The sequence below is a fragment of the Mailhella massiliensis genome (genome assembly GCF_020741395.1).
GTDB classification, from domain to species: Bacteria; Desulfobacterota; Desulfovibrionia; order Desulfovibrionales; family Desulfovibrionaceae; genus Mailhella; species Mailhella massiliensis_A.
The window spans coordinates 14,782-39,271 of the sequence record NZ_DYZA01000039.1 but is presented as its reverse complement, the minus strand read 5'-3'; the positions used below and the strand labels follow the sequence as shown (position 1 = coordinate 39,271).

Below are 24,490 nucleotides of genomic sequence, written 5' to 3'. Positions count from 1 at the left end.
CAGGGTGAATTTCGGGCAAAGCAGCTATGAAGCTATCAAAGGATCCGACTATGTGCGTACAAGGCTGCCGCAGACAGGATGCTATGATGAACTTTTGCGGGTCATAGTGGAAGTCATAGAGCCGGACGCCCGTGATGAATTCATGCGTAATTTTTCCTGTGAGAGCATCCGGTCACTCGTCTCGCGCAGAGTAAGGGATTTCGGCGGCGATTTCCGTCGGCTTTTCGGTGAGGAGTATCGCTGGGTCAGCGTGCATGTACTGTTCGACGAATCTCTCTCTCCTGAAGAAGCGGTGATCTGCTTTCGGGAAGTGGAACAGGAAAAGCAGCGACAGCTTCAGGAGCGTAAACTCCTTCAGGACGCTCTGGAAAACACGCAGCAGAGCGAGAAGGCCAAGCAGGCCTTTTTCAGCAACATGTCCCACGACATGCGCACTCCCATCAACGCAATCATAGGCATGTCCGATCTGGCGCGGAAGTTCCTGGACGACAAGATCAAGGTCAAGGGATATCTTGACAGAATCAATTTTTCCAGTCTCCAGCTTAAGAATCTTATCGACGATATTCTGAATATGTCGCGCATGGAGCAGGGAAAGTTCGCCCTGAACAATCGTGAGATAGACTTGGAAAAGTGTGTACGCGACTGCCTCGACACCTATTATGTGCAGGCAGAAGTGGAGCATAAGACGCTGCGCGTGCATCTCGACATGGAAAATACCTGTGTGGTGGCCGACTCTGTGCGTATCGTGCAGCTTTTGAACAATCTGGTATCCAACGCCTTCAAGTTCACTTCAGCAAACGACGTAATTTCCGTTTCCGTGACGCAGGTGGAAAAGCAGGATTTTGCCAAGTATGTGTTCGTGGTCTCCGATACCGGCTCTGGCATATCCAAGGACTTTCTCCCGCATCTGTTTGAACCCTACACCCGGGAAACCCGTTTTTCTGCGAAGAATGTGGCCGGAGCGGGGCTCGGCATGTCCATCACCAAAAGCCTTGTGGAGCACATGAACGGGGAAATCCGCGTGGAGAGTACTCTCGGCCTCGGCAGCACCTTTACCGTGGTACTGCCTTTTGCCATCGCTCATCAAAGCCCTGATTCGGAGAGTGTGGAAAGCGCTCCAGACATGAATAGCCTGCACGGAAAACGTATCCTGCTCGCTGAAGACAATCTGGTGAATATGGAGCTTGCCGTGGAGATGCTTTCCATGAACGGACTGGAGGTTTCTCAGGCCTGGAACGGGCGTGAAGCCGTGGAGCTTTTCGCCGCGTCCGAGCCTTATTTCTTCCATGCGGTGCTTATGGATATGCAGATGCCGGAAATGGACGGCTGTGAGGCTGCAAGGCGCATACGTGCTATGAACAGGCCCGATGCGGGGAGCGTACCCATCATCGCGGTGACGGCCAACGCCTTTGCCGAGGACGTTGTTTCCACTACGGCTGCGGGCATGGATATGCACGTTTCCAAACCCATTGACTTCAAGTATCTTTTTCAGATCTTGGAGAAGTTTCTGAAGAAAAATTGATTTTCACGTTTCTGCATCTTATGCGGAAAGAGCATCTGTCCGGGATAGCCCATGAAAAAACAAGTCAGCCACTTTTTCCTGTTCAGCCTGTTCAGCGCGGTTTTCTGTACCGGTATATTTATCTGGAGCACCGTTTCCATGATGCGTCAGGGGCAGGAGGCAGGCTATGTAGTCGGCGAGATATACATGGATACTGTGAGTTTCCAGATGAAACTTCATTTCCGTTCCGTCATCGATTTGAAGCTGGAGGAGGTACAAAGCATCATTACCGACATTCCGCCGGGGAGTGTGTCGGAGTATGGGCCGGAGCTGAGGAGAAAGCTGGACGCCGGGGCGAAGGTGCGGTGCTTCACCTATCTCGCCCTGTACGATACCAGAGGCTATGCCGATGTTATTTCCGGAGAACCTGTGACGATACGGGATCAGGAGGCGTTCTTGCAGGCACTGAACGCCGGGGAGAAGAACATTACTTCCGGCGTGACGGCTTCGGGGAAGGAGCTTCTCATCATGGGTATTTCCGTGGGGTATCCCCTCGCGGAAGGTTACCCCATGAAGGATGGCAGAAAGTGTACGGCGCTGATCGTGGGCCTGCCTCTCGGCTATATCGGCGAGGCTCTGGCCTTGAATATGGAAAAGTCCATGGTCTTTGCCCAGATTATCCGTAAAGACGGCACATTCGTACTCCATGGAGCCGGGAAGAGGGGGAACAATCCTTACGGACGGCTTCTGGATGAAGCTCTGGCGAATGGGGCAGGCGGGGATATGCTTTCCGCTTTGCGGGAAGATATCGCCCACGGCAGGGAACACATGATGTTCATGACTGTGGAGGGAGAGCGGCTGCATATGCACGGTTCCCCCCTTGCCAACAGCGAATGGTATCTTCTGACGGTGATGCCTCACGGGACCCTGGATGAGATTATTTCCGGCATGTGGAGTCACCGGCTGTGCATGTCCGTGGGGATGGGTCTTCTGCTTCCCCTGCCCATTCTTGCCATGTTCTTTTTCTATTCCCGCGCCTCAAGGAGGCAGATTGCGGCTCTGGAGAAGGCCAAGAGCGAGGCCGACAGGGCAAGCCACGCCAAGAGCGAATTTCTTTCCAACATGAGCCATGATATCCGTACCCCCATGAATGCCATTGTCGGCATGACGGCCATAGCTTCCGCCAACGTCGGTAATGTTCCCATGGTGCAGGACTGCCTGCGCAAGATCACCCTGGCCAGCCGTCATCTGCTCGGGCTCATCAACGACGTGCTTGACATGTCGAAAATTGAGCAAGGCAAGCTTTCGCTCAATATCAGCGTAGTTTCTTTGCGCGAGATCATCGAAGAAGTGGTCGGCGTAGCCCAGCCGCTGGTCAAGGCCAAGAAGCAGCAGTTCGATATCTGCATACACGATATTCTTTCGGAAAGTGTGTATACCGACGGCGTGCGCCTCGGCCAGGTTTTGCTGAACCTGCTTTCCAATGCCCTTAAATTCACCCCCCGGGAAGGGACAGTGCAGGTGAGTCTTTCTCAGGAGAGTTCTTCTCTGGGCGAGGGCTATGTGCGTACCCATCTTCGCGTGAAGGATACTGGCATGGGCATGAGCGAGGAGTTTCAGAGAAAGATTTACGACACTTTTTCTCGCGAGGACAATGAGCGCATACACCGTATAGAGGGATCCGGCCTTGGTATGTCCATCATGAAGTATATCGTGGACCAGATGAAGGGAACCATCGAGCTGCACAGCGCTCTCGGCAAGGGCACGGAGTTCCATATCACGCTGGACATGAAGAGGGCCGAGACACAGGTGGGCCCCATGAAACTGCCCGCCTGGAACGCTCTGGTGGTGGATGACGACGAGGATCTCTGCCGCAGCGCCGCTTCCTTCCTCAAAGATATGGGGGTGCATGCGGAATGGACGACGGACGGTCAGAGTGCTGTGGACATGGTGGAGAAGCACCATGAGCAGGGCCTGGATTATCACCTTGTGCTGCTTGACTGGAAAATGCCGGGCATGAGCGGCATGGAGACGGCCCGGAAGTTGCGCGAGCTTCTGAGGGAAAGTGTGCCGGTGCTGCTTATCTCCGCCTATGACTGGGGCGATATAGAAGAGGAGGCCCGTGTTGCGGGTATATCAGGCTTTATCGCCAAGCCTCTTTTTAAATCCACGCTTTTCCATGGCCTGCGGCCTTTTGCGGAGAGCGGCGGTGCTTTGGAACATGCGCAGGAGGAGAGCGGCGATTTCGGCCGGGGCAGACGACTTCTTCTTGCCGAAGACAACGAGCTCAACTGGGAAATTGCAAGCGCCCTTCTGGAGCAGCACGGATTCACGCTGGACTGGGCGGAAAACGGGCAGGTCTGCGTGGAGAAATTCCAGGCTTCCGAACCCGGCTGGTATGATCTGGTACTTATGGATGTGCGTATGCCGGTGATGGACGGCTATCAGGCTGCAAGGGCGATACGCGCCCTGGAGCGTCCGGATAACTTCGTTCCCATCATCGCCATGACGGCCGATGCCTTTTCCGAAGATATACGCTGCTGCCTGGAAAGCGGTATGAACGCCCACGTCGCCAAGCCCCTCGACATGAAGGTGCTGCTTCGCCTGATTCAGAAATACCTGAAGGATGCCTCCTGACGAAAAAGCGTGCTTTCGTTTTTTCTGAGGGGCGCGCCGTCGGTAAGCCATGAAAAAAGCGGCCTGTAAAGGCCGCTTTTTTCATGAAAGGTGTCGCCGTATAGGTACGGCTCCGATGGAAGAGAAGATTTACCGGTATTCACTGATGAGGGCGGCAATGCGCTCCAGGCCGGTTTTCACAATGTCCCTTGAGGGGCCGTAGGAGAAGCGTACCCAGCTTTTGTAGGGCTCTTCCGCCGGACGGGTACGGTAGGGCCTCACATCGAAGAAACGGCCGGGCACCGTCATGACCTTGCGGGCAAGGCAGGCATGGAAGAAGGCATCCGCGTCATTCAGCGGGGCAGGCAGGTCGCGTATACAGGCCCAGACATAGAAGGTGCCGCGAGGTTCTGCCGCCGGGCGTATGCCGAGCTTGCCGAGACCTTCCAGCATCATTTTGCGCTTCACGGCAAATTCCGCGCGCAGGGCATTGGTCTCCTGTTCCGCACGTCCCGGCTCCAGAGCAGCGAGAGTCGCGCGCTGGGCGAGCATGGAGGGGCCGCCGTCCACGGCGCTAGCCGCGCGGTTCAGCATCTCGATGATATGTTTGGGGCCCACGGCCCAGCCCGCACGCCAGCCGGGATAACGGTGGCTCTTGGTGAGCCCGTCGAAGAGCACTACCGGATCCTTGTCTACATCTTCCACGAATTCCGCTACGGACACGGGGCCGACTGCAGGGGAGCCGTCTTCATTATAAATGAAGTGGGAGTAGAACTCGTCGCTTCCCAGAAGGCAGTGTTCGCGCCTTGCCGTGGCCACATAGCTTTCCAGCGTATCGCCGGAGATAAGCTCGCCCGTGGGGTTGCAGGGATTGGAGAACACGAAGACGTTTGCACGCTCCTGATGAATGAAGCTTTCCAGCGTTTCCGCGGGGATGGAAAAACCGTGTTCTTCCGAGGCGCGTATGGGCAGAAGTACGCAGCGGTTGCGCAGGCTGTAGAGGTAGTCTTCGTAGGCGGTGTAGTCGGGGTTCTTGTAGGCGATGCGCGCACCGTCGGCCAGAATGGTGTACAGGCGTGTGAGGGCAAGGCGGCCGCCGCTTGCGAAGCTCACGTTGTCCGCCGTGTACTTGGAGCGTCCCCTGCGGTAGGTTCTGTTGACCATGTCGGCTATGGCTTCACGCACTTCACCTGTGCCGCCCACAGGGCCGTAGGCATGATCGGCCGGATCAATGTCGATATGGTTTATGCGTTCGGGTGCACCGGGCATGTCGCCCACTTCCGGCTGCCCCTGTCCGAGGTTGCACCAGTCGGGATGTCCGTTCCTGAATCCGAGCTTCGAGGCTTCGTGCACGACCCAGATCACACCCATGTAGGGCACATCGCGAACCATGGGGAAAGAAGATGGAGTATCCATAAAGAACTGCTCCTTGGCATGTGTGAGGAGTTGCATTGCCGGGCAGAACCCGGGATGCGCAAAAAAAAAGACGGGCCCGGGAGAACTCCCGGCCTGTTGAGCGTACAGAAAAAGACCCTGCTCAGAGCAGGGGAAGGGAAATTTTTTCCTGCGGAGAGCTAATCCAGTCTGTCCAGAGGCGTGTAGGTACCGTCGGGATTGGGCCGGAACACATAGTGTTCCTTCAGGAAAATAATGTCCTTACGATGTACGGACTGAAGTTCGGCCAGTATGGCGGCACGGGCCACCACGTTGGCTCCGGCGGCGCGGGCCAGGGATTCAATGGCTTCGATGGATTCGCCGGTGGCGATGACGTCGTCGATAAGAGCCACTCTCTTGCCTTTGATTTTTTCCGCTTCGCAGCCGTCCAGCCAGAGGGTTTGTTCTTTCTGTGTGGTCACGGAGAATACGGAATGGGAAATGGCATTCTGCATGTAGGGCTTGTGGCTCTTGCGCGCCACCACGAAGTCCTTCATGCCCATGAGGCGGCTCATTTCATAGGTGAGGCAGATGCCCTTGGCTTCAGCCGTCATGAGCACGTCCACCTCGGGCAGGCGCTTGACAAGTTCGGGAGCCACGGCCTGGATGAGTTCAGTGTCAGAAAGCACAACGAAGCTGGCAAGGGCAAGGTTGTCTCCGATTTGTACAAAGGGAAGCTTGCGCTTGAGTCCCATAATTTCAAAGTCAAAGTATTTCACATGGCCTCCTGGCGTGTTGTGGGAAAGATCCGGCCCCGTCCGGCGGGAAAGTCGCAGGCGGGGCCGGGAATGTTATGGCAGGTAGACGGGAGCTCCGGGGCCGAGAGGCAGATCCAACTGCATCCAGATGATGAGGAAGAGGCCCCAGAAGAAAAGTATGCCGAGGGCGTAAGGCAACATCAGGGAAATGATGGTGCCGAGTCCGGCGTTTTTCGCATATTTCTGCGCCACGCCTATGACGAAGGCCATGAAGGGTTCGAGGGGCGAGATGGCGTTGGTGGTGGAGTCGGCCACGCGGTAGGCGGCCTGAATGAAGTAGGGGGAGAGCTGCATCTGCATGAGCATGGGCACAAAGATAGGGGCGAGCAGGGCCCATTTGGCCATGGCGCTGCCGATGAAGAAGTTGATGCATGCCGTGAGAATGAGGAACGCCACGACGAGCGGTATGCCGGAGAAGCCTGTATCGTTGAGGAAGTTCGCGCCTTGGATGGAAAGATACATGTCGAGGTTGGTGTAGGCGAAACTGGACACGAACTGACCTGCGGCGAAGCAGAGCACGATGAAGGGAGCGAATTCCCGCATGGAGCGGCTCATGAAACGCACCACGTCCTTATCGTTGCGGATGGTACGGGTACTCACGCCGTAGGGGATGGAAACGGCCAGGAAGAAGCCCAGAAGAATGGGCACGAGCGAGTCGAGGAAGGGAGAGGGAACGATACCCCCGGTCTTGGGATTGCGCAGGATACCCTGTTCGGGCACCACGGTAAGCAGGATGAGGGCAATGTAGATTGCGCCGCCGATGAGGGCCGCACGCAGTCCGCGGCGTTCTTCGGCCGTGAGGGACATGTCTTCGCTTTCCATGGCGCCTTCGTGCATGGCCACGCCTTCAAGACGCGGTTCGACGAACTTTTCCGTAAGGAACACGATGACCGCCGTAACCACGAAGGTGGAAGCAGCCATGAAGTACCAGTTCACGGCAGGATGCACGGTGAAGGAAGGGTCGATGATCTGGGCAGCCTGCTGAGTAATGGCGGCAAGCCCCACGTCGGTGCCCACTACAAGGATGTTGGCGTTGAGTCCGGCGGCGCAGCCTGCAAAGCCCGTAGCCATGCCCGCCAGAGGATTGCGTCCGAGGCCCTTGAAGATCATGGCTCCGAGGGGGGGGACCACCACGAAGGCCGCACTGGAGGCCATGTTGCCGATTACGCCGCAGAAGGCGATGATGGCCGTGACCATGCTGCGGGGAGCGCTGAGGATGCTGCCGCGAAGCACGGCGGAGAGAAGACCAATTTCTTCCGCCACGCCGAGGCCCAGCATCATGACGAGCACAAGGCCCAGCGGCTTGAATTTGATGAAGTTGTCCACGCAGCTTTTAAGGAACCACGTCAGGCCGTCGGCCGAGGCCAGGCTTTTCACCACCAGGGCTTTACCCTTGGGGTCGACCATGGGAGTTCCCTGCAGGAGGAAGGAAAGCACCATGACGACCAGCGTAAGGATCAGGAAGATGGTGACGGGGTGGGGAAGCCGGTTGCCGGCCCTCTCTATGAAGCCGAGTATGCCGGTAAGGTTTTCAATCTGTTCTTTCGCCATAGCCTGAAGCTCCTTGGCATGTTGAGGATGGGGCGGATGTACAAAAGCATCACGCCGCGAAAGGGCTTCGCGGCGTGATGCCGGGATTCTGGAAGGGCAGGTCAGTCGAGGTCGTCGGGAGTATTGAAGGCTTCACGTGAGCTTTGGCGAAGTTCCGGACTCTCGATCACGTCAAGCGCCGTCATGGCCATGGTTTTTGCCGCCACGAGCATGCCGTTGTAGCCGCACTCGGCATGGCTTGCCTCTGCAAAAGCAGGAGTGTGGCCCACAAGGTGCGGCCCTCCTATAGAGATATAGGGGTGGATGGAGGGAGCCTTGAAGCTGACGTTGCCCATGTCGGTGGAGTAGCTGCTCTGGACTTCCTCTATGTAGCTTTCCCCGATGAGGTCGAGGTTGGCGGCAAAGGCATGCAGCAGGGGCATGTTGTGCCGCATGGTGTAGTAGGGGTGTGCGGAGTGACGCCAGGAGAAGGTGCAGCCGAGAGCCTCGGCACAGCAGCGCGCACAGTTGACCACGCGCTCTATGGTGGCATTCAGGGTTTCCGGCTTGCGGGCACGCACGCCGTAGCGCAGGCGGGCGAACTCAGGAATGGTGTTGATGGCTGTGCCGGTATCGGTAAGCAGGCCGTGTATGCGTACGTCGTGCGTCATGTGCTGGCGCAGGCTGTTGATGCCCATGACGGCGAGCGCTGCGGCGTCCATGGCATTGATGCCTTTTTCCGGTGCGCCGGCGGCGTGGGCAGCCTTGCCGTGAAAGTCCATTTCAAGGTTGGCGCGGGAAATGAGCTGCTGTTTGAGTATGGTGCGGCCTTCGGCATGGGCGGCGATCACGGCATCCATCTTGTCGAAAAGCCCGGCGTCGGTCATGGGCACCTTGCCTCCGGCATCCCTTACGTTGCCTTCTTCTGCCGGAGTGCCGAACACATGCACAGCACCTGCCGGAAGATGGCGGGCAAGAGCCACGGCGGCGCCGCACGAAGCCGTGCCGAAAAGATTGTGCCCGCATGCGTGGCCGAGAATGGGAAGAGCGTCGAACTCCGCGAGGAAGGCGACCTGCGGGCCGTCTTCAGAGCCGTATACGGCGTGGAAGGCCGTGGGCATACCGAGAAGGTTGCGTTCTACCCGAAAACCGTTTTCTTCCAGAAAATCGGCCAGACGGGCGGAAGACTTGAATTCCTGATAACCGAGCTCGGGTTCTGCGAAGATGGCGGAGGCTATGTCCTTCATCTGCGCGGAAAGGTTTTTGATCTCATCGAGCAAAAGGCGCTTTTCAGGGGGGAGTCCGGGCATAAAGCCTCCTTTTAACCTCATGGGTACATAATATGTGTTCTAAGCACCTTACTCATTATTAGGGAGGGAGGCAAGGAAAAGAGGGCGGGAAATATGTGCGCGGAAAAGACATTTATCCCGGATAAACCGCATTGTTATACCCGGGAGGGACTTGATCCCGGCCTCAGGGACATTATTTTACCCCTTTTTCCTTCTCTCTGCCCTTCAGGGCTTTTGTCAGCGCTTCGCGGTAGGTACGCAGCACGGCAAGTCGTGCGGCTTTCTTGTCTTCAGCTGCGATGATGCTCCAGGGAGCGTAATCCGTGCTGGTGCGCAGGAACATTTCGTCGGCGGCGCGCACATAGTCGTCCCAGCGTTCGCGGTTGCGCCAGTCGTCGGGCGTGATCTTGTGCTGCTTCCACGGTGTTTCCTCCCGCTCCTTGAAGCGGCGCAGCTGTTCTTCGGGCGATATATGCAGCCAGAACTTCACGAGCACGTTACCTCTCTCGACAAGCTGCTCCTCAAAAAGATTGATTTCCGCATAGGCACGGCTCCAGTCTTCCTGCGCCGTGAGTCCTTCCACCCTTTCCACCAGCACGCGGCCGTACCAGGAGCGGTCGTACACCGTGACGAAGCCCGCACGCGGGATGTGCCTCCAGAATCGCCATAGATAGTGGTGGGCCAGCTCTTCGTCGGTCGGAGTACCTATGGGAATGGCCCGGCTGATGCGCGCGTCGATACCGGCCATGAGGCGGCGTATGCAGCCCCCTTTGCCGGCGGCGTCCCATCCTTCAAAGACAATGGTACTGGAAATGCCTTTCTTCCATGCCTGATAGGTGAGTTCGCGCAGCTCGTCCTGCAGTTCTTCCAGCTCTTTCGCATAGGTTCCCGGGTCGGCTTTCACGTCCAGCGGTATGGCTTCCAGCGTGGAAATGACACATTCCTGCGTGGAGGGTACTTCTTTCGGGCGTACGTTTGCGGCATCCTGTTCGGCGAGGGCACGTTCCACGGCGGCAATGACGGCCCGCGCCACGGCAAGATTCCGGTAATTGGCGTCGGCCGCGTCCACGATGATCCACGGGGCGTAGGATCTGTCGGTGAGGGTGATGGCTCGGGAAGCAGCGGAGGCGAGGGCGTCGTAATTTTCCGAAGCCTTTTTATCATAGGGGGTGAAGTGGCGTACCTGCCGGTGCTCCAGCCTTTTTTGAAGGCGTTTTGCATGCTCCTTTTTATCAAGATGCAGCCATATCTTGGCCATGGCCATGCCGGAGGCGGCAAGGCTTTCCTCCAGTCCCCGGTAGTGGTGCATGCGGGCGCAGAACTCCATCTCATTCATGCCGCCGGTACAGAACATGCGTATGGCGGCCCCGTACCAGCCGCCGAAAAATACGCCCACGGTACCCGCGGCGGGGAGCCTCAGCCAGTAGCGCCAGTCGCGCGGGCGTTCCCGTTCGTCGTCGGTCTCCATCCAGAATACATGGTTGTGTACATGCTTGTTGTCCATCCATTCCGAAAGCAGGTTGACCACGGCGCCGCGGCCGGCCCCGTCCATGCCCGCCACGGTGACGAGGAGCGGTATCTTCCGCTCTATGCACCGGCGCTGGGCCTCAAAGAGTTTCATGCGCAGAAGGGGGGCTTCTTCCTTGAATTTCTTGTCGCTGCAACGCCTGCCGAGAACGACGGTTTCAAACATGGGAACCTCGCTTTGACACCTGTGAAAAAGAGGGGGACGCTTTCACCGTATCCATCCGGTGGCGAAAGGGCAAGGGGTTAGGTTCTTCCTGTGTCCAGCGTCTTTTCACCAGGAATATGATCTGTTCGGAGTGAAGAATTTTCTTGGGAAAACGCACGGAACGACATAGAATGACGCTTCTTTACCCACGGGCGGCATTATGGCATATTCGTCACAAGCGTGCCCAAGGAGTGTTTATGCCGGTAGTCCATGTTCCCGAACATTCAAGGTCTCTTCTGGAGGCCATTTCATCAGGCCGTTCCTTTGTGCTGGACAGTTATGTATTCGTTTCGGCGGACGATTGGCTTATGGCCATAGGATACCCTCTGGAGGGGGAGGGTAGCCCTGAGCGTTTTGAAAAGGCGCTGAAGGATGCCGTGCGGCGCGAGAAGCCCGAGGACTGCTTTGCCATAGCGCCGGAAATGCCGGAAAGCCTGAAGGGGCATGTGCAGGAAAGGGACGTGTACTACACCCTTGCGGCGGATGCCCCTGTGCCTTCCCGCCTGCGTGGGCCGGTGCGTCATGCCCGCGAATGTCTCACGGTGGACGAGACCCGCCTTTTCACGCCGGAGCACCGGCGGCTGTGGGCGGAATTCCTGGGCAGGATGCCCCTTCCTCCGCGCATACGGCAGCTCTATTCGGGAACGGCCTCTGCGCTTGAGAAGGGGGCGGCCCTTCGCCTTCTGAACGCCTGGGACTCGGAAGGGCAGCTCGCGGCCTGTCTGCTCCTGGACTATTCTCTCCCCTGTTGCGTGAGCTATGTGCTGGGCGCACATTCCAAAACGCATTATGTGCCGCATGCGCATGACCTCCTTTTTGCCGAAATGCTGGAGAGGGCTCGGGCAGAGGGTAAGAGCTCCATATTGCTCGGCCTCGGCGTGAATGAGGGCATTACCCGTTTCAAGCGCAAATGGGGCGGGGTGAAGGACGCTCCCTACGAGCTTGCCGTGTGGCAGCCTTCTTCCTCCCACGGGGCGAAGGGCGCCCTTTCCGATATGGCGGCTCTTCTGGCCATGAACATCGCCTCTTCCTCGGGCGGAGAAGTTTCCCGCTGGAAATTCTTCGACTCCCTGCCCAAGCAGCGGCCCTGCGCCATGCTCTGGAGGCTGGATAAGAACGGCCGTACCTCATGGATAGGCGGCTCGGCCCATTTTTTCTGTTATTCCTTTGAACATTCCCTGCGCCGCCTTTTCGAGAATGTGGACACCGTGCTTCTGGAAGGTCCCATTGACTCCGACAGCATGGACGAGGTGGCCCGCATAGGCCGCACTCCCGAGCCGGATGCGGACAGGGTGATCCGGTACCTTTCCGAAGAGGATATACGCCGCCTTGAGCGCACGGTGTACGGGCCGGAAGGCTTCTGGGCGCAGCTCGGCGGCTGGCAGAAGCCCCGCACGCTGGACGTGCGGCAGGTTCTTGCCGAAAGCCGCCAGTGGTACGCCTTTTTCTCCCTGTGGACAGCCTATCTGGAGCGCAACGGCTGGACGAATTCCGTAGATCTTGAGGTATGGAACACTGCGCTTGACATGGGCAAGTCCGTCATGGGCATGGAGAGCCTTGCCGAGCAGATAGCCTCCCTGGAATCGGCCCCCATGCCGCGCATCGTGAAGTTCATGAAGGATTGCTCCTTCTGGCCGAAGCTCATGAAGAGCAACTGTTCCCGCTATCTTGCAGGGGATCTCATGGGCATGATGGGCACGAGCGCGGAGTTTCCCACCCGCACGGGCACCATCATCAGCGTGCGCGATCAGCGCTTCCGTGAAAGGATGCGCCCCTACATTGAAAGGGGGGGGACGGCCGTATTCGTGGGCTCCGCGCATATGATCAATCTGCGGAACATGCTGGCGGAAGACGGCTTTACCGTGACGAGAGTGCTCCCCACGCTGAGGCACCGCTTTTTTGCCTGGATACGGAGAGACGATTCCGTGGTGCTGCCGGGCAATCCCGACGCCCCCGTGTGGGAAAAGGCCCCGGAAAACGTGCGCTCCCATGCGCTGCAAAGTTCCGTTTCCCGGGCAGGAGTTCAGGCGGCTTCGCACGGGCCTTTGTCCGGCCGTGCACTGGCCGATCTTGGCGCGAGGGCCCTTGTGCCGGAACAGATCCCTCCCTATGTGCGGGCCGTTTCCGGCCGCACACTGAAGTCGTGCGAGGGCTTCGCCGCCTGGACCACAGAGGACAGTTGCACCCTGGTGGCTTTTCCCTCCGAGGATGAGCTTGCCGCCTGCCCGCTGGACGGGGAGGCCTACGCGGAGAGGCTGGAAAGGGCCGTCGCCTGCGCTCTGGCCATGCCGGGCCTTCGGCGCATCACGGTACTTTCCCCCCTTATCCCTGCCGCCGCGCCCGAACAGGCCGTGGTGGAGCGGGATGCATGGTGGTGCGTGAAGCTGCCGCATTCTCCCGCACAGAAATTGCGCAACATGCTGCGCCGCGCGGAGCGGGAGGCTTCCATAAGCGTGGAGGAATGGGGGCCCGAACACGACGCTCTGGTGGATTATTACCTCAAGGTGCGCACCCTTGCCCCGGGGACGCGGCATATTTTCGGCCGTGTGGGCAGATATGTGCGTTCTTCTTCCGAGGCGCTGCTTTTCTCCGCGCGAGATGCGTCGGGCAGGCTTCTCGCCATGGCCGTGGGCGACTACAGCGCTTTGAGCACGGCGTTTTACATGTTCGCCTTCCGGCAGGACGATTGTCCTCCCGGTGTGAGCGACGCTCTTTTGCGCGCCCTTGCCGACGAGGCGGAGAGAAGGGGTCAGACCACGCTGAACCTCGGCCTTGGTATTGACGGGGGCATTGCCTTCTTTAAAAAGAAGTGGGGTGCATTTCCCGCCATGCCGCACCTTGAGACGAGCTGGACGGCGTAGCCCCGGCCCGTGGCTCTGCCGCGGGGCCTCTCTGAGGGAGGCCGGGCAGGGGCGGGCATGATGAAAATATTCCGGAAGGGGGAAGTATGCCTTCAAAGGTTGAAGAACTGTTTTCCCAGTTTCGCGCTCCGGGGTTGTGGCAGGACTTGCGCGAATTTTTCCATCCGCGCGAACTGGAATGTCTGCAGGTGGAAGTGACTTCATGCTGCATGGGAAAGTGCGTGTACTGCCCGCATACCACGCGCGCTGACGTGTGGAAGAGCCGCCACATGTCCCCGGAGACCTTCGCCGCCCTGTGGCCCGTGCTGTGCAAAACCACCAGAGTCCATCTTCAGGGGTGGGGTGAACCTTTTCTGAATCCGTATTTCATGGATTTCGTATCGCTGGCACGGCGGGCCGGATGCGCCGTTTCCACCACTACCTGCGGCATGCGCATGGATGAGGAACTCGCCCTGCGCATTGTGGAAAGCGGCATGGATATCGTGGCTTTTTCCCTGACAGGCACCGACGAGGCCGGAAACGCCGCCCGCGCGGGAGTTCCCTTTTCCAAGGTGGAAGAGGCCGTGCGTACGCTCCAGAAGGTGCGCAGGGAGAAAAACGCCGTACATTTGGAAATCCACCTGGCCTACCTTATGCTCGCCTCGCAGGTGGAGGGGGTGCGCGGACTGCCGGAACTCATGGACGACTGGGGCGTGCACGCGGCCGTGGTCAGCACTATGGACTACATCCCGTCTCCTGCCATGGAGCATGAGGCCTTCGCTCCCCATGAAAGGGAAAAAATAGAGGCTGCACGGGTGGTGCTTGAGGAGACTGGCGCGAAAGTCCGCGCTTCCGGGCGGGATTTCTATGCCTCGCTTCCCGCGGCGGAACCGGCCCCCTGCTGCCGGGAGAGGGCACATAAAACCATGTATGTGGACGCGGAAGGGGATATTTCTCCCTGTGTGTACCTGAATGTGCCCCTGAATGAACCGGATGCTCGGCGTACCGTGTTCGGCCGGGCTGGAGAGGAAAGCCCGGCGGCGATATGGGAAAAAACGGAATATGCCGCCTTCCGCGCCGCCGTACAGACTGCGGAACCTCCCCGCGCCTGTGATTCCTGCGCCAAGCGTTTTGAAGCCCCCTGCGCCCTGCGGAACGGTTGAAAGGGCCGGATTTTTGTACGGAAGTGTAACAGACGCGGGAAAACATTCTTTCACAACACTGGAGCTTATGCAGCGCGCGGCGCCGGCCGACGTACGGCCGTTTTCCGGTGTTTTTTCCCACAGGGTAGTATTCAACATTTTGAATAACGGAGAAATCATGTTCATCCGCCATGCAAACATGGATGATCTTGCAGCCATAAGCCATGTGGAGAAGCGCTGTTTCCCCGAGGCGGAGGCCGCCACGGAAGAGGAATTCCGGGAGCGACTCGCAGCCTATGCCGATCATTTCTGGCTGCTTTTTGATGAAGACGGGAACCTTGTTTCCTTTATTGACGGCATGGCCACGGATGAGCCGGATCTTGCAGACGAGATGTACCGGAACGCCTCTCTGCACAGGGCAGACGGGCGCTGGCAGATGATATTCGGCTTGAATACCGTGCCGGAACATCGGGGGAAGGGCTATGCCGCCTCCCTCGTCCGCAGGCTTGTGGAGGATTCCAGAGCGAAGGGAAAAAAAGGCGTGGTGCTTACCTGCAAGGAGTATCTCATCCCTTACTATGCGTCCTTCGGTTTTGTGGATGAGGGAGTTTCGTCTTCCACGCACGGAAATGTGGTGTGGCATCAGATGAGACTTCTTTTTCCTTCCGGCGCGTGAGGTTTTTGGGCAAAGCGGTTAGGGAAGCCTTCCCCGAGATGTTGCCGCTCTTTGGGTCTGTCCGGAGTTTTTCCCCCGTCCTCACGGGAGAGGCGGCATTTTTGTACGAAAAAAGACGGTTAAAGAAAAATGATATAATCTTGACGGATTATGATTTTTTTGCGCAAAAAGGAGCAATGTCGGCGGAAGAGCCTCCTTGCATAAATTTTTCAGCTGGTCTACTTGCCTCTTAGAGCAGCGGCGCCGGGGCTGTTTCGTGCGGGAGAGAGACTTCCGCGACGGAATATCCGCTACCTGCGTTCGGGCGGTATATTCACCGCGGCTCTTGAGATCGGGCGGTGCTTTCCCGTGCTATGGTTGTACGCAGAAAGCCCGTCATAGGAGAGGTTGTTTGTATGGTTAGCTTTTTTCTGTGCCTGGCGCTTCTGATCATAGGCTACTTTACCTACGGCAAGCTGGTAGAGAGCACCTTTGGTCCTGACGACCGGGAAACTCCCGCCGTGGTCATCAACGACGGCGTCGACTATGTGGTGCTTCCCCAGTGGAAGCTTTTTCTTATCCAGCTTCTGAACATCGCCGGTCTCGGCCCCATTTTCGGCGCCTTGCAGGGCGCTCTCTGGGGCCCCGTGGTCTTTCTGTGGATCACCTTCGGCACCATTTTTGCGGGCGCCGTGCATGACTTCTTCTCCGGCATGACCAGCGAGCGCAACAACGGCGCTTCGGTTTCCGAAATCACCGGCAAATATCTCGGCTCCACTATGAAGACCATCATGCGCGTATTCTCTGTGGTACTGCTCGTCATGGTAGGCACCGTGTTCGCCGTGGGCCCCGCCGGTCTCATCGTGAAGCTGTGCAGCGAAGCGGGCGCCACGGGCATGATGCTCAACGCCTCCTTCTGGCTGGTGGTCGTGCTGGCCTACTACTTCATTGCCACCTTTATTTCCATCGACAAGATCATCGGCAAGGTCTACCCCCTCTTCGGCATCTGCCTGATCATCATGGCCGTGGGCGTGGGCGCGGGCATCGTCATGAAGCCCGAATACCAGATTCCCGAAATCTGGGAGAACTTCACCAACATGCATCCCAAGGGTACGCCCATCTGGGCCTTCATGTTCATCACCGTGGCCTGCGGCGCTATTTCCGGTTTCCATGCCACGCAGTCGCCCCTTATGGCCCGCTGCATGAAGAGCGAACATCAGGGCCGTTTCGTGTTCTACGGCGCCATGGTGTGTGAAGGTATCATCGCCCTCATCTGGGCCGCCGCCGGCTGTTCCATCTACGAAATCACCAACGGCCAGACCACCGGCCTGCTCGCCAGCCTGGGTTCCGGCCAGTCCGCCGCCATTTACGACGTGTGCAGCAAGACCATGGGCGGTATAGGCATCGGCCTCGCCATGGTGGGCGTCATTGCCTGCCCCATCACCTCCGGCGATACTGCCTTCCGTTCCGCCCGTCTGGTGCTGGCCGACTGGTTCAAGGTCAGTCAGACGAGTTACAAGAACCGTCTCATCTTCTGCATCCCGCTGCTCGGTGCGGGTGCGCTCATCAGCCAGCTTGATTACTCCATCGTGTGGCGTTACTTCAGCTGGACCAACCAGACTCTGGCCATGATCGTGCTCTGGGCCGCCTCCATGTACCTCTTCCTCGACAAGAAGAACTACTGGATCACCGCCGTGCCCGCCACCTTCATGAGCGCCGTGTCCATCACCTACTTCTGCATGGCTCCCGAATGTCTCGGCCTCATCGTGAAGCTGCCTGTCAGCGTGGCTTACATTCTGGGCATAGCCGCCGCCGTGCTGTTCCTCAGCCTCTTCATCCGCGCGACGAAGAAGCAGGCCTGAGGCGTATAGCCTGAACCGGGGCCGCCGCGTGAGCGGCGGCCCTTTTTCTTTTGTCTCCCGTGTAGATGCGGCGGGAGCTTACCCTTTCTGGGAGTTGCGATGCTGTATTTCAAACCCGCCAGGCTGGGCAATGTGGGCCTGGAAGACCGGGAACTTAAAGAAGACCGGAAAGCCTGTCTCGTGTTCGGTCCCTGCGGTGTGGGCGCGAAGGCCCTGTATCTGAACAGCCTTTTTCTCGATCGCCGTTTCTATATTCCGGTATCCAATATCCGCCGGGCCTACAAGCGCGTCGCCATGAGCAAGGGCGCGTTTACCGGCAAGGGCATATTCGGCTCCATCCCCTATCTGGTGGTAGAGTACGGAAGCGGGGAAAGCGTGCAGTGCACCTTCAAGCATGAGCGCCATGTGGATATGATGATTGCCGAGATACAGCGCCGTTTTCCCCATATCAAAACCATGTCCGAAGCTGCGGCGAGGAGGCTGGCCGAGGCAAAGGCGGCAGAAGAAGCCCGCTATAAGAAAAATCTTTCTCCGAAGGCGCAGGCCGCTTTGGAAGAGCTCCGGCGTGCGCTGTCCTATCTGGAAAAGCGGCCCGACCTTGCCACGCGTCTTGCCGCTGCGAGCAAGGCGCGGCGCGTGGATCAGATGACGAACCCCATGCAGAAATGGGTGGCTCTGGCCATTTTCTGTCTTGCGCTGGTCGCTTCCGTATACGGCGTGTATATCTGGTCGACAGGTTCCGGGGATTACGGACTTTATGTCACTCTCATCGGCCTTGCCGCGCTCTTTTTCTTTGCCGGGGCCAATGTGCTGCCCACGGCCCGCAACAACCGCAGGGCAATCATTGCCGCTCTGGAGAAGGCCCGCGCCGAGGTGGAGGAGTACATAAGCGCCTACCCGGATTTCCCGCTTCCGGCCCGTTATGCCCACCCCGCCACGCTGTCCCGCATGATACGTTCCATCCGTGAGGGGCGTTCCGAAAGTGTGTCCGAGGCTTATGAGGACATGAAGGAGGTATTGAAGGCCCTCAATTCCAGCGTGCGCGTCAGCCAGACGGAATACGATGAGGTCGTGGCGATAAAGCCCATGTTTCTTCTGGAAAATTATGAGTAGATGGGCCATGCCGTAAAAAAGGCCGCATTCCGCCGGGGATTGCGGCCTTTTTTATGGCCTTGTGCGAAAATTTTCCGGGAACGTCAGTGTCTTACTGCTTCGGAAAAGACATTGATGACGACCACCCCTGCGATGATGAGCCCCAGGCCTATATAGGCGGGAGTGTCCAGATGCTGCTTGAAGTAGAACACGCCTACGGCGGAAATAAGCACGATGCCGAGAGCGCACCAGATGGCATAGGCTATGCCTACGGGCATGGATTTGAGCACATGGGAGAAGGTGTAGAAGGAAATCACATAGCCCGCGATGCAGCAGATGGTAGGCAGAGGTCGGGTGAACTGTTTTGAGGCGTTCAGGCTGGAAGTAGCGAAGGTTTCGGCCAGAATGGCTACGATCAGAAGGCCGTAAGTGATGAGTGCGCCGCGCATGAGATTCTCCTTGAACAGAATGGCGAAACAGGAAAGGCGCAGTACCGGGGCTTTTTCCACCGTGTTGCCGCGCAGTTTTCAGCGGAAGGAGAATAAGCTCCGAACACCGCGGGAGCAAGGTGTCGACGGTCACTTGCGTCCGTCCTTGTCTCGTGTCGGATTTTTATCTCTCCCCGGCGGCGGACGCAAAGACGCCCGCCGTCTGAAATCAGGACAGCGGGCGCACGGAGGGGGAAGGAACTACTGGATGGTTTCAGGATCGATGAAGATCCAGTTCTTGTTGGCGGTGACGGGCATGTTCAGCTCGTTCTGCTGCTGGGCGGACTTTTCGGCATGGTCGATGGTCCAGAGGGCCTTCTTGTCCTTCTTGGGATCGCCGGGCTTACGGTTGATCCACAGCTTGATGCCGCCGCGTTCCACGTTCACGCTTTCCAGCATGTAGGTGTCGGAACCGGTGGAGTCGCCGCCGGCCATGATGGGACGCTGCCACTGGTTGATGTAACCGATGGTGGAACCCTGCTTGCCTTCAAACCAGGTCATGGGGTTGGTGAGGAAGGCGGTGGTCACGAGGTCCATGTTCTTCTCGGGGTCGAACTTGCCGTCGCGGATCTGCATACGGGAGTTGGTAAGCTCACCGGTTTTGGGGTTCTTGAGCAGCACGGTCACACCGATGACTTTTTCAGGATCCACATTGTAGCCGTACTTGGGGTCGCAGGCGATCATGCGGATGATTTCTTCGTGGGCGGCCGTCATGATGTACACGTCGATGCCGTTCTCACGCAGCTTGGCATAGAGTTCCTGCATGCCGCGGAACATCTTGGGAATGGGAAGCTTCACGGTGACGACCTTGTCGCCGTCCCAGACCTGGCGTTCGATGGGCTTCTTGAGGGCCAGCATTTCATCGAGGTTCTTCTTGAGTTCCTTCAGAGTGAAGCCCGCGAAGATCTGAGAGGCCCAGGGATAGCTGATGAGGTCGTGCATTTCGCACAGACGCCAGTAGTAACTGGTCATGTTTTCCTTGCCGCCCTTGAAGTCCGGGCTGTCCTTGAAGGGGATGAGCTTCAGGGACGGATCCATGGTTTCGCGGGTCAGCAGGCCCTTCTGGTCCATGTAGGCCAGAAGCGGATCCAGAAGGTCATAACGGTAGGTGGTCTGATCCATGTCAAAGGTGGCGTACTGGCCCTGATGGGCGTTAGCCTGGATCATGGCTTCGATCTGCGCGCGGGCTTCCTTGGGCCAGTGCTTGAGTTCGGTGGCCGCGTTTGCACTGCCGACCAGCATGGCGCAGCAGAAGGCGGAGGCGAGCAGAGCATTGAGAAGTTTCTTGATCGTCATGAAGACCTCCAGAGCTTAGGGGTGGAATTCCGGGACCTGTTACCTGATGTACTTATTGATGGTGGCGATAGCTTCCGCGCCTGCGCGGAAGAATACGCGCACTTCCCCGTTTTCATCCAGCTCGAAACGCGATTCTTCAAGCAGGCCGTTGGATTCCGCCGTCATGAGCGCGGTGAGCACGTCTGTCTTGTTGAGGGCCTTGAAATGGCCGTATTCGGCCTTGAGCGCCTCGATCACGTTTTCCGGGCAGGCTTCCTGTCCGTTGGTGAAGAATTTGAGTATGGCGAAGTTCAGCGGCATCATGGCTCAATCCTCCTCCTTCTTCATGAAGAACGCCAGCGGATTAGTGGCGATGGTAAAGATGCCGATGATCATGAGGACGGCGGCGATCCATGCGATGAGAGGCATGTCCCAACCCTCGATGCCGAACACGAGGCCGATCCAGATCCAGCAGAAGAAGGGTCCCCAGAAGGAGAACATGCCGTTGCAGGCCATGCCGAGGGCCGCGCCGCACATGGCGTTGCCCTTGTACCACAGCATGAAGCCCCAGTAACAGGCAAAACCGCCGATGATGAAGAACTTGAGCGATTCTCCGTCGCAGAGCGCCTGCCCTATGATCTGGAAACCGTCGGCTTCGCCGATCAAGGCAAGTATGGGAACCATGATGATGAGGTTGGAAAGCCCGTTGGTCACTTCGCGTATGGCGATGCTGACTTCAGGGTCGATCATGGAGGAGGCGTAGCCGCCCACACATCCTTCGATGCCCCAGCCGAGAGCTGCACCGAAGCCGAACAGAAGGCCGATCATCATGTTGGGGTGCGCTTCCGTGCCGCCCATGCTGGACATGCCGATGAGGGCGCTCGCGCCGAAGCAGATGGCGATGCCGAGCAGCATGCGCGCCGTGAGGGGCTGCTTGAACAGGATGCGGGCGAGTATGGCCCCTATGGCCGGGCACAGGGCGCTGATGGGTACCACGATGGAGCCCGCCTGCTGCAGGCCGATGACATAGGCCGTGGAAGCGAAGGGGCCGCCGATGAGGGCCGCACAGGCGAGGATTGCGCCCGGCTTCGTCTTGAAGCTGCGGTAAAAGTCGCCGAGCTTGCCCTTCCATGCCGCGATGAGCAGCGCCCATACGGCGCTGAAGGTGTCGGTGAGCGCTGCGCCGAGCGCGCTCAGCATGAAGGCTACGGCAAAAGGAGTGAAGCCGGAGTTTTCTCCGTACCATGAGGCCCAGATACCTACGGACATGGCCAGTGTCATGAAAGCCGTATAGTTGCCGTAGGTGACGCCCGACATAATGGCGGTAATGATGCCTCTGCGCCGGAAGCCGTCCGCGAGCCTCTTTTTCGCCGCTGCCGCGGCAAGGTTCGGTGCGCCGCTTGTCTGCGCCATGTGTCCTCCTCTGTTTGGAACGCTTTTATACACTGTCGCCTTCACAGGCGGGACTCTTACGTTCTCATGACATGGGCCCGGCTCTTCGCCGCAGCGCCTTCTCCGGAAGAAGAGTAAACCTTCCCCCGGAGGAGAATGCCCTGCGAAAAGCAGGATCTTTCCGCTTCCCAAGGAAAAGCTTTCCACAAAGGGGAAGCCGTTATCATCTTTCCTGCGGGGAAGCATGGAGGATTAATCCTGTAAAAAACGCATGTTGGCATAATCAGGATTAGAATAACCTTTCCCCTAGGGGAAAGGTCAACCCCGATTTTCGCACAGAAAGGCACTCTTTTGTCGCCGGGAAGAAAGAAAAAATTTTTTGCCTGATATTATAGGCTGTTTTCCTTCTCCCTTGCTGGGAAAAAACTTCATATTGGCGTAACATTTGTGGAAAAGTGCGGGAGAAGAACTTTCCATCTATCTTGAATGAATAAACAAACAGTTTTTCCCGCATCCTTGCAACAGCGCGACTTTGCTGGTGTTTGGACTGTGCGGGCGTTTTTTCCCTTTTTGCGGCTCTTTCCGGGGAAATGTTCTTGACCTTCCCCTATAGGGAAAGGCTATGATAATCATACTATCCAAAACAGGTTTTCGCCGGAACCTTTCCGGTACCGGCATATCCGGAAATTCCGAATCGGAATGGAGAGAGTATGAGGTATCACGCTGAAGAGGCCATGGGCCTCATTGAAACCCTTGGGATGGTGCCTGCCATCTATGGCGCGGATGCCATGCTGAAGGCCGCCGATGTCCAGCTTTTCTCCTATGAAAACGTGGGCTCCACACTGGTAACCATTATGGTTAAAGGCGATGTGGCGGCGGTGCGCGCCTCCGTGGAGGCAGGCAGGGCCGCGGCTTCGTCCATAGGCAAGCTGACGGCGCACAACGTCATGCCCCGCCCTGTGCGCGGTGTGGGCGAGATAGCCATGGTGCACAGCGTTCTTGATGAACCCGTGGATCCCCCCCTCCGTTCCCTGGCGCTCATTGAAACCTTCGGCATCGTGTACATGCTTGAAGCGGCCGACGCCATGATCAAGGCGGCGGATGTGGAACTCATAGGCTATGAGAACGTGGCTTCCGGCTACATTTCGGTGCTCACGCAGGGCGACGTTGCAGCCTGCAAGGCCGCCGTGGCCGCCGGCATCAAGGCCGTGGAGGCCATGGGCGCCTCCGTGTACAGCTCCTGCGTCATTCCCACCCCGCACAGGGATCTTGTGAAAATGACGCGCCGCTACGCCATTGAGAATCTTCTTGCCTGACGGTGCTCCCCCCAAGGGGCGGGCGCGGCCGGAAGCGGGGCCTGAGAGATGATTGCCGACAAAGACTTGCTTTCCATGCAGTACGCCAGAATCCTCGCGGAAAACGCGAGGGAGGCGCAGAGGAAGCTCGCCGCCTTTTCCCAGGAAAGGCTGGATGAGATCGTCGAACATGTGGCCGGGGAAATGGAGGAGCATGCCCGCGCCCTTGCCGTCATGTCCTTTGAGGAGACGGACTACGGCCGCCGTGAAGACAAGCTTGCGGAAATCCTTTTCGTGTGCCGGAGAGTGCGCGAGGCCCTGCGCGGTATGCGCTGCGTGGGCCCGCTGAAATACGACGCTTCCGGCAATATTCTGGAAGTGGGCGTGCCGCGCGGCGTCATTGCGGCGCTGTGCCCCTCCACCAGCCCCGTGTCCACCACCATATACAAGGCGCTCCTCGCCATAAAATCGGGCAACGCCATCATTTTCACCCTGCATCCGCGCGCCGAACGCTGCATGGCCCGGGCCATTGACCTCATCATTTCCGCCGCCACGGCCTGCGGGCTCCCGGAAGGCTGTATTTCCTACCTTGCCACCACCACGAAAAGCGGCACTGTGGAACTCATGCGCCACCCGGCCGTGTCCCTGGTTCTCATCACGGGCGTAGCGGGCATGCTCGATGCCGCGGAAGCTTCCGGCAAGCCGCTCATCTGCGGCGGTACGGGCAACGGGCCTGCGTTCATCGAACGAAGCGCCGACGTGCGGTCTGCCGTGCGGGACATTGTGTTCAGCAAGACCTTCGACTGCGGCATCGCCCCTTCGGCCGAGCAGTGCGTGGTGGTGGATTCCCGCATAGCGGAAGAGACGCGCCGCGCCTTTGAGGAGGAAGGGGCCTGGTTCATGGGCGAGCAGGAAACCCGCGCTCTTGCCGGGGTGCTTTTCCACCACGACGGAAGGCGTCGCCGCGACATGCTGGGCATAGACGCGCCTACGCTTGCCCGCCGTGCCGGGTTCGAGGCCCCGGCCGGGACAAAGCTGCTCATTGCCGAACGCAAGTATGTTTCCGATACCGATGTGTACAACCGTGAGCTTCTGGCTCCGGTGCTGCCCTGGTATGTGGAGGACGACTGGATGCACGCCTGTGAAAAATGCATTGAGCTGCTTCTTTTCGACAGGGCGGGGCACACTCTGGTCATCCATTCCCGCGATGCGGAAGTCATACGCCAGTTTGCGCTGAAAAAGCCCGTGGCGCGGCTCCTTGTGAACACCCCGGCCGCGCTCGGCGGCATGGGCATGACTACGGAGCTTTTCCCGGCCTTGACGCTGGGCAGCGGGCTGGCCGGGCACGGCATGACTTCCGACAATGTTTCCCCCATGAACCTCGTCTATATCCGCAGGGTCGGCTACGGCGTGCGGGGCGCGGAAGAAGCGCTCCATGCCATTGATGCTCCGGCCGGGCGCAATGACTCCCTTGATGCTCCGGCCGGGCCGGAAGACAGGCTTGAGACGCTGCGCCGGCTCCTGCGCGAGGCCGTGCGGGCCTTGTCCGACGCTGAACAGAAATGACGGTATTTTCACCAACGGAGGAA

18 protein-coding genes and 1 pseudogene are annotated in these 24,490 nt (G+C 58.4%); 10 read left to right on the top strand and 9 right to left on the bottom strand.

The genetic code is table 11. The features are described from left to right. Positions 1-1,522, top strand: a 1,522-nt coding sequence (locus K8W16_RS02290) for an ATP-binding protein (RefSeq protein WP_304120795.1), incomplete at its 5' end; no start/stop codon positions are given. A gap of 51 nt (positions 1,523-1,573) precedes the next feature. Beyond that, positions 1,574-4,138: a response regulator gene (locus K8W16_RS02285; protein ID WP_304120793.1), complete on the top strand. Its 2,565-nt coding sequence runs from the start codon at positions 1,574-1,576 to the stop codon at positions 4,136-4,138. Between the two features lie 129 nt (positions 4,139-4,267). Here K8W16_RS02285 and K8W16_RS02280 read toward each other — a convergent pair whose 3' ends face one another. From K8W16_RS02280 to pap, 5 genes are all read right to left on the bottom strand, one after another. Continuing rightward, on the bottom strand, positions 4,268-5,533 hold the full coding sequence (locus tag K8W16_RS02280; protein WP_304120792.1) for a pyridoxal phosphate-dependent aminotransferase: 1,266 nt from the start codon (positions 5,531-5,533) through the stop codon (positions 4,268-4,270). Between the two features lie 158 nt (positions 5,534-5,691). Beyond that, the gene (locus K8W16_RS02275) at positions 5,692-6,270 is read right to left on the bottom strand and encodes a phosphoribosyltransferase family protein (protein ID WP_304120790.1); all 579 of its coding nucleotides are present in this window, start codon (positions 6,268-6,270) and stop codon (positions 5,692-5,694) included. 72 nt (positions 6,271-6,342) lie between these two features. Continuing rightward, complete coding sequence (locus K8W16_RS02270; protein ID WP_304120788.1) at positions 6,343-7,860, bottom strand: AbgT family transporter; 1,518 nt, start codon at positions 7,858-7,860, stop codon at positions 6,343-6,345. 101 nt (positions 7,861-7,961) lie between these two features. Further along, positions 7,962-9,149 carry an amidohydrolase gene (locus K8W16_RS02265; RefSeq protein ID WP_304120786.1) on the bottom strand — a complete coding sequence of 396 codons (1,188 nt, stop codon included), beginning with the start codon at positions 9,147-9,149 and terminating at the stop codon, positions 7,962-7,964. 172 nt (positions 9,150-9,321) lie between these two features. Next, positions 9,322-10,821 carry a polyphosphate:AMP phosphotransferase gene (gene pap / locus K8W16_RS02260; protein WP_304120784.1) on the bottom strand — a complete coding sequence of 500 codons (1,500 nt, stop codon included), beginning with the start codon at positions 10,819-10,821 and terminating at the stop codon, positions 9,322-9,324. 236 nt (positions 10,822-11,057) lie between these two features. Between pap and K8W16_RS02255 the strand changes: the two genes are divergently transcribed. From K8W16_RS02255 to K8W16_RS02235, 5 genes are all read left to right on the top strand, one after another. Beyond that, the gene (locus tag K8W16_RS02255) at positions 11,058-13,721 is read left to right on the top strand and encodes a TraB/GumN family protein (RefSeq protein ID WP_304120782.1); all 2,664 of its coding nucleotides are present in this window, start codon (positions 11,058-11,060) and stop codon (positions 13,719-13,721) included. A gap of 86 nt (positions 13,722-13,807) precedes the next feature. Next, positions 13,808-14,863: a radical SAM protein gene (locus K8W16_RS02250; protein ID WP_304120780.1), complete on the top strand. Its 1,056-nt coding sequence runs from the start codon at positions 13,808-13,810 to the stop codon at positions 14,861-14,863. 157 nt (positions 14,864-15,020) lie between these two features. After that, positions 15,021-15,518, top strand: a complete 498-nt coding sequence (locus K8W16_RS02245) for a GNAT family N-acetyltransferase (RefSeq protein WP_304120778.1) — start codon at positions 15,021-15,023, stop codon at positions 15,516-15,518. 395 nt (positions 15,519-15,913) lie between these two features. Next, complete coding sequence (locus K8W16_RS02240; protein ID WP_304120776.1) at positions 15,914-17,359, top strand: carbon starvation protein A; 1,446 nt, start codon at positions 15,914-15,916, stop codon at positions 17,357-17,359. 99 nt (positions 17,360-17,458) lie between these two features. Next, complete coding sequence (locus K8W16_RS02235; protein ID WP_304120775.1) at positions 17,459-18,472, top strand: hypothetical protein; 1,014 nt, start codon at positions 17,459-17,461, stop codon at positions 18,470-18,472. 83 nt (positions 18,473-18,555) lie between these two features. On the opposite strand, the gene K8W16_RS02230 is transcribed toward K8W16_RS02235, so the two are convergent. The 4 genes from K8W16_RS02230 to K8W16_RS02215 form a co-directional block, all read right to left on the bottom strand. Next, a complete protein-coding gene (locus K8W16_RS02230; protein ID WP_304120773.1) occupies positions 18,556-18,960 on the bottom strand; it encodes a multidrug efflux SMR transporter in 405 nt (134 codons plus the stop codon). A gap of 180 nt (positions 18,961-19,140) precedes the next feature. Next, positions 19,141-20,235 carry a hypothetical protein gene (locus K8W16_RS02225; RefSeq protein ID WP_304120771.1) on the bottom strand — a complete coding sequence of 365 codons (1,095 nt, stop codon included), beginning with the start codon at positions 20,233-20,235 and terminating at the stop codon, positions 19,141-19,143. A 39-nt stretch (positions 20,236-20,274) separates the two neighbouring features. Then, positions 20,275-20,538, bottom strand: coding sequence for a hypothetical protein (locus K8W16_RS02220; RefSeq protein WP_304120769.1), 264 nt, complete (start codon positions 20,536-20,538; stop codon positions 20,275-20,277). Positions 20,539-20,541: 3 nt separating this feature from the next. After that, a complete protein-coding gene (locus tag K8W16_RS02215) occupies positions 20,542-21,627 on the bottom strand; it encodes a hypothetical protein (protein WP_304120767.1) in 1,086 nt (361 codons plus the stop codon). Between the two features lie 689 nt (positions 21,628-22,316). Between K8W16_RS02215 and K8W16_RS02210 the strand changes: the two are divergent. The 3 genes and pseudogenes from K8W16_RS02210 to K8W16_RS02200 form a co-directional block, all read left to right on the top strand. Then, positions 22,317-22,553: pseudogene (locus tag K8W16_RS02210) on the top strand (BMC domain-containing protein); the annotation flags it as partial. Positions 22,554-22,589: 36 nt separating this feature from the next. Beyond that, entirely contained in the window at positions 22,590-22,922 is a 333-nt protein-coding gene (locus K8W16_RS02205; RefSeq protein WP_304120797.1) for a BMC domain-containing protein, read from the top strand. Between the two features lie 48 nt (positions 22,923-22,970). Continuing rightward, positions 22,971-24,467, top strand: a complete 1,497-nt coding sequence (locus tag K8W16_RS02200) for an aldehyde dehydrogenase family protein (RefSeq protein WP_304120765.1) — start codon at positions 22,971-22,973, stop codon at positions 24,465-24,467. The last annotated feature ends 23 nt before the right edge of the window (positions 24,468-24,490 follow it).

Excerpts from the sequence above, each read along its gene's own strand:
- K8W16_RS02285 (WP_304120793.1), top strand. The coding sequence starts at position 1,574 with ATGAAAAAACAAGTCAGCCACTTTTTCCTGTTCAGCCTGTTCAGCGCG.
- pap (WP_304120784.1), bottom strand. The coding sequence starts at position 10,821 with ATGTTTGAAACCGTCGTTCTCGGCAGGCGTTGCAGCGACAAGAAATTC.
- K8W16_RS02225 (WP_304120771.1), bottom strand. The coding sequence starts at position 20,235 with ATGACGATCAAGAAACTTCTCAATGCTCTGCTCGCCTCCGCCTTCTGC.
- K8W16_RS02205 (WP_304120797.1), top strand. The coding sequence starts at position 22,590 with ATGGTGCACAGCGTTCTTGATGAACCCGTGGATCCCCCCCTCCGTTCC.
- K8W16_RS02280 (WP_304120792.1), bottom strand. The coding sequence starts at position 5,533 with ATGGATACTCCATCTTCTTTCCCCATGGTTCGCGATGTGCCCTACATG.
- K8W16_RS02200 (WP_304120765.1), top strand. The coding sequence starts at position 22,971 with ATGATTGCCGACAAAGACTTGCTTTCCATGCAGTACGCCAGAATCCTC.
- K8W16_RS02235 (WP_304120775.1), top strand. The coding sequence starts at position 17,459 with ATGCTGTATTTCAAACCCGCCAGGCTGGGCAATGTGGGCCTGGAAGAC.
- K8W16_RS02240 (WP_304120776.1), top strand. The coding sequence starts at position 15,914 with ATGGTTAGCTTTTTTCTGTGCCTGGCGCTTCTGATCATAGGCTACTTT.
- K8W16_RS02250 (WP_304120780.1), top strand. The coding sequence starts at position 13,808 with ATGCCTTCAAAGGTTGAAGAACTGTTTTCCCAGTTTCGCGCTCCGGGG.
- K8W16_RS02255 (WP_304120782.1), top strand. The coding sequence starts at position 11,058 with ATGCCGGTAGTCCATGTTCCCGAACATTCAAGGTCTCTTCTGGAGGCC.
- K8W16_RS02245 (WP_304120778.1), top strand. The coding sequence starts at position 15,021 with ATGTTCATCCGCCATGCAAACATGGATGATCTTGCAGCCATAAGCCAT.
- K8W16_RS02265 (WP_304120786.1), bottom strand. The coding sequence starts at position 9,149 with ATGCCCGGACTCCCCCCTGAAAAGCGCCTTTTGCTCGATGAGATCAAA.
- K8W16_RS02215 (WP_304120767.1), bottom strand. The coding sequence starts at position 21,627 with ATGGCGCAGACAAGCGGCGCACCGAACCTTGCCGCGGCAGCGGCGAAA.
- K8W16_RS02270 (WP_304120788.1), bottom strand. The coding sequence starts at position 7,860 with ATGGCGAAAGAACAGATTGAAAACCTTACCGGCATACTCGGCTTCATA.
- K8W16_RS02220 (WP_304120769.1), bottom strand. The coding sequence starts at position 20,538 with ATGATGCCGCTGAACTTCGCCATACTCAAATTCTTCACCAACGGACAG.